The organism is Guyparkeria sp. SCN-R1 (assembly GCF_003932495.1).
Taxonomy (GTDB): Bacteria; Pseudomonadota; Gammaproteobacteria; order Halothiobacillales; family Halothiobacillaceae; genus Guyparkeria.
This window is the reverse complement of record NZ_QZMT01000006.1, coordinates 120,978-128,555: the sequence shown is the minus strand read 5'-3', so window position 1 is coordinate 128,555 and position 7,578 is coordinate 120,978. Positions and strand designations below refer to the sequence as shown.

Annotated in this window: 7 protein-coding genes and 1 pseudogene; all 8 read right to left on the bottom strand. The window is 61.7% G+C overall.

All coding sequences use genetic code 11. The features are described 5' to 3' along the window. Positions 1-16: 16 nt before the first annotated feature. Positions 17-367 (bottom strand): transposase, encoded by a 351-nt coding sequence (locus D5687_RS05380; RefSeq protein WP_125198736.1) that lies wholly within the window; start codon positions 365-367, stop codon positions 17-19. A 211-nt stretch (positions 368-578) separates the two neighbouring features. After that, positions 579-1,367 (bottom strand): 3'(2'),5'-bisphosphate nucleotidase CysQ, encoded by a 789-nt coding sequence (gene cysQ / locus D5687_RS05375; protein WP_125198735.1) that lies wholly within the window; start codon positions 1,365-1,367, stop codon positions 579-581. 14 nt (positions 1,368-1,381) lie between these two features. Continuing rightward, positions 1,382-1,906, bottom strand: a complete 525-nt coding sequence (cysC, locus tag D5687_RS05370; protein ID WP_304999856.1) for an adenylyl-sulfate kinase — start codon at positions 1,904-1,906, stop codon at positions 1,382-1,384. A 1-nt stretch (position 1,907) separates the two neighbouring features. Next, positions 1,908-3,188 (bottom strand): annotated as a pseudogene (gene glmS, locus D5687_RS05365) (glutamine--fructose-6-phosphate transaminase (isomerizing)); the annotation flags it as partial. A 512-nt stretch (positions 3,189-3,700) separates the two neighbouring features. After that, positions 3,701-4,252 carry a dTDP-4-dehydrorhamnose 3,5-epimerase gene (gene rfbC, locus D5687_RS05360; RefSeq protein ID WP_125198734.1) on the bottom strand — a complete coding sequence of 184 codons (552 nt, stop codon included), beginning with the start codon at positions 4,250-4,252 and terminating at the stop codon, positions 3,701-3,703. A 238-nt stretch (positions 4,253-4,490) separates the two neighbouring features. Beyond that, a complete protein-coding gene (gene rfbA, locus D5687_RS05355) occupies positions 4,491-5,372 on the bottom strand; it encodes a glucose-1-phosphate thymidylyltransferase RfbA (protein WP_125198733.1) in 882 nt (293 codons plus the stop codon). After that, positions 5,372-6,265, bottom strand: coding sequence for a dTDP-4-dehydrorhamnose reductase (gene rfbD, locus D5687_RS05350; RefSeq protein ID WP_125198732.1), 894 nt, complete (start codon positions 6,263-6,265; stop codon positions 5,372-5,374). Before rfbD ends, rfbA begins: the two co-directional genes overlap by 1 nt. Next, positions 6,262-7,326: a dTDP-glucose 4,6-dehydratase gene (rfbB, locus tag D5687_RS05345; protein WP_125198748.1), complete on the bottom strand. Its 1,065-nt coding sequence runs from the start codon at positions 7,324-7,326 to the stop codon at positions 6,262-6,264. Before rfbB ends, rfbD begins: the two co-directional genes overlap by 4 nt. Positions 7,327-7,578 lie beyond the last annotated feature (252 nt).

Sequence of the window (7,578 nt, the reverse complement as noted above, 5' to 3'; positions counted from 1 at the left end):
GGCCACGGTGGCCTCCTCACCCCGCCAGATTTACACCACTTCCCGGGACGCTACCGGGCTGCCACACCCGACCAGAGAGGCCGAGTGATCTGTTGATCCGCCGGGCACTGGAGCCGCGAACTGCCCGCATCACGGTGGCCAAAGGTTCCTGCCTGAGTCGCACCAATGCATGAAAGTGATCGGGCATCACGACAAACGCGAGCCATTCGGCCTGTGCCGACTCATGAGACTGGCGAAAGGCATGGGTTAGCAGCCGGGCGACGTCAAACGATTCGAAGTAAGGCTTTCGCTTATCGGTGACCGCCGTGACCAGATACTCCTGGCCGGGTTCGGAGTACCGTCCGCGGAGCAGATCGTTGTAAGGCATGACTCATCTTCCATGACGAATGCATTGCTGATGGTTGCTGTTGGTTTGAAAATACTCGCTACAACTTTGCCATCCGCCCTCCCGGGCGTATTGTCGGGCTGAAGCCCGACCCACAGGGTTTGGTGCGCCTTTTTGGGTTGGACTTCAGTCCAACAGTCGGCCGCTAGGCCGACTTGCTTACTCGGTCAGCCAAGCGAGCGGCGGGGAAGCATCATCCCAGGGTTGGCCAGTTGATGACGCGCTTCCCGTGGACCAAGAAATGCGGATTAAGCACCTGACCGGTGTGCGAGTAGTCCAGCGTTTGACCCTGCGGATCGAGCACCTTTCCGCCTGCGGCCTCGACCACGGCCTGCGCCGCGCCGGTGTCCCAGAGGCTGGTCGGGCCGAGGCGCGGATAGACGTCGGCCGCGCCCTCCGCAACGAGACAGAGTTTGAGCGAGCTGCCCATGGGCACCATCTCGTGGTCGCCCAGCTCTTCGAGCCACTCGGCCATCTTCGGACTGGCGTGTGAGCGGCTGCCGACCACTCGCCACGCGCCATCATGGTTTTCCGCGACGGTGATCTCGCGCTGCCCCCCGTCATCGGTTCGCCAGGCACCTTCGCCCGGCCAGCCGATGTAGGTTCGCCCGAGGTCCGGCGCATGAACCACGCCCAGGCGCGGGCGACCGTTCTCGATCAGCGCGATATTGACGGTGAATTCGCCGTTCTTCTTGATGAATTCCTTGGTGCCGTCCAGTGGATCGACGAGCCAATAGCGCCCATCGGCATCCGGACCGGCAAAGCCGCCCACGTCTTCCTCCGAAAGGATCGGCACACCGCCGAGCAACGGGCCGAGCCGTTCGCTGATCAGATCGTGCGCCGCCTGGTCGGCCTCGGTAAGCGGGCTCTTGTCCGCCTTTTCTTCCACGGAGAAATCACGGGCGTAAATGGTCATGATCGCCCGCCCCGCCTCTTCGGCGATGGCGGTGACTTCGTCCAGCAATGCCGTGTCGATTTTCATTACGCTTCCTGCCATCAGACGGCGGTGATCATGCCGCGCTCCTTCAGGAACGCGAGGATGCGGTCGGCGGCCTCGTCGGCCGACAGTTCGGCCGCCTTGATGTGCAGATCCGGCGCTTGGGGTTTCTCGTAGGCCGAATCGATGCCGGTGAAGTTCTTCAACTCACCACGGCGTGCTTTCTTGTACAGCCCCTTGGCGTCGCGGTCCTCGGCGACCTCCAGCGGGGTGTCGACGAAGATCTCGACGAACTCGCCCTCTTCAAGCATGCCGCGCGCCATCTCGCGCTCGGAACGGAACGGGGAGATGAACGACGTCAACACGATCAGGCCGGCGTCCACCATGAGCTTGGCCACCTCGGCAACCCGGCGAATGTTCTCCACCCGGTCGACGTCGGTGAAGCCCAGGTCCCGGTTTAGCCCGTGACGCACGTTGTCGCCGTCGAGCAGATAGGTGTGCTGCCCTAGTGCGGCAAGCTTCTTCTCCAGCGCGTTGGCAATGGTCGACTTGCCAGCCCCGGACAGGCCAGTGAACCAGAGCACGCCCGATGGCAAGGAGCAGCAGGGCCAGAGAGACCAATTGGGTGGAGAATGCCTTGGTGGAGGCCACCGAAATCTCCGGGCCGGCGCGGGTCATCAGCACCAAGTCCGACTCGCGTACCAACGAGGATTCGGGGGCATTGCAGATGGCGAGCACCGGGCGCTTCGGGTCCTCGCGTTTGAGCATGCGGATGGCGGCGAGGGTGTCGGCGGTCTCGCCGGACTGCGACAGCGCGACGATCAGCGTGTTGGGGCTGACTACCGGGTTGCGGTAGTGGAATTCGGAGGCCACCTCGACGGCGCAGGGCAAGCGGAGGATGTCCTCGAACCAGTAACGGGCCACCATGCCGGCGTGGTAACTGGTGCCGCAGGCGATGATCTGCACGCGTTCGACCGAGGCGAAGATCTCGTCGGCGCCGACGCCGAACGCCGCCGGCAGGATATGGCCGTGGGCGATCCGCCCTTCCAGGGTGTCGGCAATGGCCTGCGGCTGCTCGTGGATTTCCTTGAGCATGAAGTGGCGAAACCGCCCCCGATCGGCGCTTTCCGCCCGCTGGGCCGACTGCCGCACCGGACGCTCAACCGAGTTTCCCGCCGCATCGCTGATAGCCAGCCGCTCGCGGGTGATGACCGCCCGATCGCCCTCTTCCAGGTAGATGAACGATTGGGTGACCGGCAGGAGCGCGAGGGCATCCGAGGCGGCGAAGTGCTCGCCGATGCCTACTCCGATGACCAGCGGGCTGCCCTGGCGGGCGACGAACAGCGTCTCGGGTGCATCGGTAATGACCACCGCCAACGCAAAGGCACCCTGCAGGCGATCCACGGCGGCGTGGAAGGCCGCCTCCGGCGAGAGGCCGAGCTCGAGTTGATGGTGGATGAGGTGCGCAATGACCTCGGTATCCGTATCCGACGCGAACGTGCAGCCCGCGTCGACCAACTCGGCCTTGAGCGTGGCGAAGTTCTCGATGATGCCGTTGTGCACCACCGCCACCCGGCCATGATCGCCATTGGGCGCGATATGCGGGTGCGCATTGCGCTCGACCGGCACACCGTGGGTCGCCCAACGGGTGTGGGCGATACCGAGCTGGCCGCTGATGGGGGTGGCTTCAAGCTTCTCGGCCAAGGCGGCGACCTTGCCCACGGCACGCGCCGAAGCGAGCCCCTGCTGCTCATCCAGCAATGCCACCCCGGCCGAGTCGTAGCCGCGGTACTCCAGGCGACGCAATCCTTCCAGAAGGATGGGCCCCACCTGCCGTTCGGCTACCGCTGCGACGATTCCGCACATGAATCCGTTTCCCATTTAACTCGGATTGAATAGCGCGGGATTGTATCTCAATGAAGTGGCTCTGAGGGGGGATTTTAGGCCAGAAGGTCTTCTCTGGTGAGCAATGAGCAGTCGAGCGGACGGCCTCGAGAGACTCGTCGGGTAGAGCCCGATTCGGCCGCGAGTGCCGGTCGCGAGTTCGTCATCCCCGGGACAACGGGGATCCGGAGCCGCGTTTGGTGGCTTCGTGCTCTGGATTCCCGCTTTCGCGGGAATGACGGGGGCGCTGCGGGGTGTAAGGCGGCAGAACAACCCAGGGAGCCTTGACCGTTTCAGCAGCTTTAGTATGAAAGATACTGATTTACAGGTGTCTAAAAGCTGATCGGCAACGCCGTCTCGACACACAGTTCAAGGCGCTTTCGACCGAGAAAGCTATCGGCAACGGAGCGACAGCCTAATTGTGAGACGTGATCCGGCTGCACTGGATGACATCAACGGGGCGCTGCCGAGCATGCGGTTGTACCAACTCTCACTCAATCATTGAAGGTCCGCACATCGCCGAACGACGGGGCATGGGCGTCCTTGACGGAGAGCAATGGCTGGCCCTGGATCGGCCAATCAATACCGAGTTCAGCGTCGTCCCAGCGGATACTGGCCTCGCAACCAGGGGCGTAGAAATCCGTGCACTTGTACTGGACCTCGGCCACATCGCTGGTCGCCAGAAAGCCATGGGCAAAGCCAGGTGGAATCCAGATCTGGCAACGGTTGTCGGCCGAAAGTGTTTGACCCACCCACTGACCGAAGGTCGGTGAGTTCTTGCGGACGTCCACGGCCACGTCGAATACTTCGCCTGCCGTTACGCGCACGAGTTTGCCTTGAGGATGCGGCGCAAGTTGGTAATGCAGGCCACGCAAGGTGCCCCGGACTGAGAGGCTGTGGTTGTCCTGGACGAAGGTGACGGGATAGCCGACGGCCTCTTCAAAGGCCTTCTGGTTGTAGCTCTCATAGAAAAAACCACGTTCGTCCTCGAACACATGCGGCTCGATGAGCATGACGTCGGGGATGGCGAGGGGAGTAGATTGCATGGTGTGTTTGTGGTGTTCTGGTCGTTGCGATATTGGATTGCGGTTCATGCGGTTGAAGGCGGCCCTACGGCTTTCCTTTCCCTTGCCGGAGCGCCTTCAGGCGCGATCCGGCTGCGGTAGACGTCCTTCGCGGCTAAAGCCGCTCCTACGGTTCTTTCTTCCTTTGTAGGAGCGCCTTTAGGCGCGAACGGCGGCGTGCCCTTATTCGTCGCGGCTGAAGCCGCTCCTACATTAGCGATCAGAACACGGTTTCGTTGAGTAGGCGTTTCAGGTACTGGCCGTACCCGCTCTTGAGCAACGGTGAGGCAAGCTCTTCGAGTTGTTCCCTTCCGATCCAGCCCTTTCGGAAGGCGATTTCTTCCGGGCAGGCCACCTTCAGCCCCTGTCGTTGCTCGAGCGTGGCGATAAACTGACCGGCATCCAACAGCGACTCGTGAGTGCCCGTGTCGAGCCAGGCGTAACCGCGCCCCATGATCTCGACGTTGAGCTTGCCCACACCCATGTAGGCACAATTGATATCGGTGATTTCCAGTTCGCCGCGCGCCGAGGGCTTAAGGGCCTTGGCCATTTCGATCACGTCGTTGTCGTAGAAGTAGAGACCGGTCACTGCATAGTTTGATTTCGGCTTCTTGGGCTTTTCCTCCAGCGACAGCACCTTTCCATCCGCATCGAACTCAGCCACGCCATAACGCTCGGGGTCATGAACGTGGTAGGCGAACACCGTGGCACCGTCCTGGCGGGCCATGGCCTTGCCCAGAAAGTCATCGAAGTGGTGGCCATAGAAAATGTTATCGCCCAGCACCAGCGCACAGGGGTCGTTGCCGATGAACTCCTCGCCGATCAGGAATGCCTGGGCCAGGCCATCCGGTGAGGGCTGGACGGCGTACTGGAGGTTGAGTCCCCACTGTTCACCATTACCGAGTAGCTGCTCGAAGCGAGGGGTGTCCTGAGGCGTGGAGATGATGAGAATGTCGCGGATGCCCGCCAGCATCAGGGTGCTCAGCGGGTAATAGATCAGTGGCTTGTCGTACACGGGGAGCAACTGCTTGCTCACGGACAATGTCGCCGGGTGCAACCGGGTGCCCGAACCGCCCGCCAGAATGATGCCTTTTCTCTTCATCAGGATGCGTTTTCCTTCGTGATCCAGTCGACCACCCGATCGACGTCAATGGTCCAATCAGGAAAGTGCAGGTCTAGCGCCTCTTCGAGGCCGCTCGAGTCCATGCACGAGTTCGCCGGGCGGGTTGCCGGCGTCGGGAAGTCCGCTGTGCCAATCGCATGAATGTCAGAGCCACGAAGTCGCAGCTTCCGCCCATTGGCGATCGCACGCTCAACGATTCGGCAGGCCAGGCCGTGCCAGGTTGTCGCGCCGCTCGCGGTGAGGTGATAGATCCCGGTTGAAAATTCATCCTTTCGTAATCCCGCTAGTGCAAGCGAGGTAACGTCGGCGATCAGCGAGGCCGACGTTGGCGCACCAATCTGATCGGCTACGACTTGCAACTCCTCACGTTCCGAGGCCAGCCGCAGAATGGTCTTGATGAAGTTCTGCCCACGCGCGGAATACACCCAGCTCGTGCGGAAAATCAGGTGGCCGCAACCGCTTTCTTGCAACGCAATTTCGCCCGCTCGTTTTGTGCGCCCATAGGCGTTTTGCGGATTTGTCGCATCGGTTGGCTGGTAAGCACCTTGCTTTGAGCCGTCGAACACGTAGTCCGTGGAGTAGTGCACTACCAACGCGCCCGTATCGTTGGCATACGCAGCCATCTCTGCCACGGACTCGGCATTGACCGCCCTGGCGAGACCTTCTTCCTGTTCCGCCTTATCGACCGCGGTATAAGCCGCCGCGTTGACGATGATGTCGGGCCGCTCGTGGAACAGTCGCGGCCGCATAAGTTCCGGCACAGCCAGGTTGAGTTGCTCGCGACCAAGTGCCACCACATCACCAAGCGAGAGCAAGGTGCGCGAAAGTTCGCGCCCAACCTGCCCGTTCGCGCCGAGCAGCAAGATCTTCATGCTCGGACCCCGAGCCTCTCGCCTCGGTAACTGCCGTCCTGCACACGGAGGCACCAGTCGAGGTTATCCAGGTACCAGGCCACGGTCTTGCGCAGGCCGCTCTCAAAGGTTTCCTCAGGTGCCCATCCGAGTTCCCGCTCGATCTTCCCGGCGTCGATGGCATAGCGCAGATCGTGACCCGGGCGGTCCGCGACGAACGTAATCAAGCTGGACGCGGGACGTGTGAGGCCACAGGAGGCAGGCCTCCTCTCGTCTACCAACTCACAGATGGCGTGGATCACGTCAATGTTGCGCTTCTCACTGTGACCACCGATGTTGTAGGTCTCAGCGATCTCGCCATGAGTCAGCACGGTGTACAGCGCCCGGGCATGATCTTCCACGTAGAGCCAATCGCGCACCTGCTCACCCTTGCCGTAGACCGGCAATGGCTTGCCTTCCAGGGCATTGAGGATCATCAACGGCACCAGCTTTTCCGGGAACTGGTAGGGGCCATAGTTGTTGGAGCAGTTGGTCATCAGCGTCGGTAACCCGTAGGTACGCTGCCAGGCCCGCACCAAGTGATCCGAACTGGCCTTGGACGCGGAGTACGGCGAGCTGGGCGCATAGGGTGTTTGCTCGGAAAACAGCCCTTCTGAACCCTCGAGATCACCGTAGACTTCATCCGTGGAGACGTGGTGGAACCGGAAACGTTCCCTGCCCGTGTGGTCCAATTCGTTCCAGTAGGCTCGCGCGACTTCCAGCAGGGTGTACGTCCCGATGATGTTGGTCTCGATGAACGCCGCCGGCCCGTCAATGGATCGGTCCACATGGCTTTCCGCCGCCAGGTGCATGACCGCGTCGGGGCGATGCCGGAAGACCACATCCGCCAGCGCAGCCCGGTCAACGATGTCGACTTGCTCGAACCGGTAGCGGGGATCGTCGGCAACCGATGCCAGCGACTCCAGATTGCCGGCATAGGTAAGCTTGTCGACGTTCACCACCTCGTCGGCGGTGTTGGTGATGATGTGGCGGACGACCGCCGAGCCGATGAAACCGGCGCCGCCCGTTACGAGAATCTTCATGTGACGATCACGGGTTTTACGTCCTGTGGACTTCAAGCTCACCGCTTCAACAGGGAACAAATCAGGCTTGACGGGCTAGAACTCAGTGTCAGAGCCCGATTTGGGGTTGGAGTTCAGTCCAACGTTCGACCGCAGGGCCGACTTTATCTCGACCACGTTGCCCTGAGTCCTTGTCCATCCGCCCTCCAAGGGCGGATTGTCGGGCTGAAGCCCGACCCACAGGGTCCCTCGCCTCATCGAGCGAGCGATTGT

Coding starts and splice junctions, on each gene's coding strand:
- D5687_RS05380 (WP_125198736.1), bottom strand. CDS start 367: ATGCCTTACAACGATCTGCTCCGCGGACGGTACTCCGAACCCGGCCAG.
- cysQ (WP_125198735.1), bottom strand. CDS start 1,367: ATGAAAATCGACACGGCATTGCTGGACGAAGTCACCGCCATCGCCGAA.
- rfbC (WP_125198734.1), bottom strand. CDS start 4,252: ATGCAATCTACTCCCCTCGCCATCCCCGACGTCATGCTCATCGAGCCG.
- rfbA (WP_125198733.1), bottom strand. CDS start 5,372: ATGAAGAGAAAAGGCATCATTCTGGCGGGCGGTTCGGGCACCCGGTTG.
- rfbD (WP_125198732.1), bottom strand. CDS start 6,265: ATGAAGATCTTGCTGCTCGGCGCGAACGGGCAGGTTGGGCGCGAACTT.
- rfbB (WP_125198748.1), bottom strand. CDS start 7,326: ATGAAGATTCTCGTAACGGGCGGCGCCGGTTTCATCGGCTCGGCGGTC.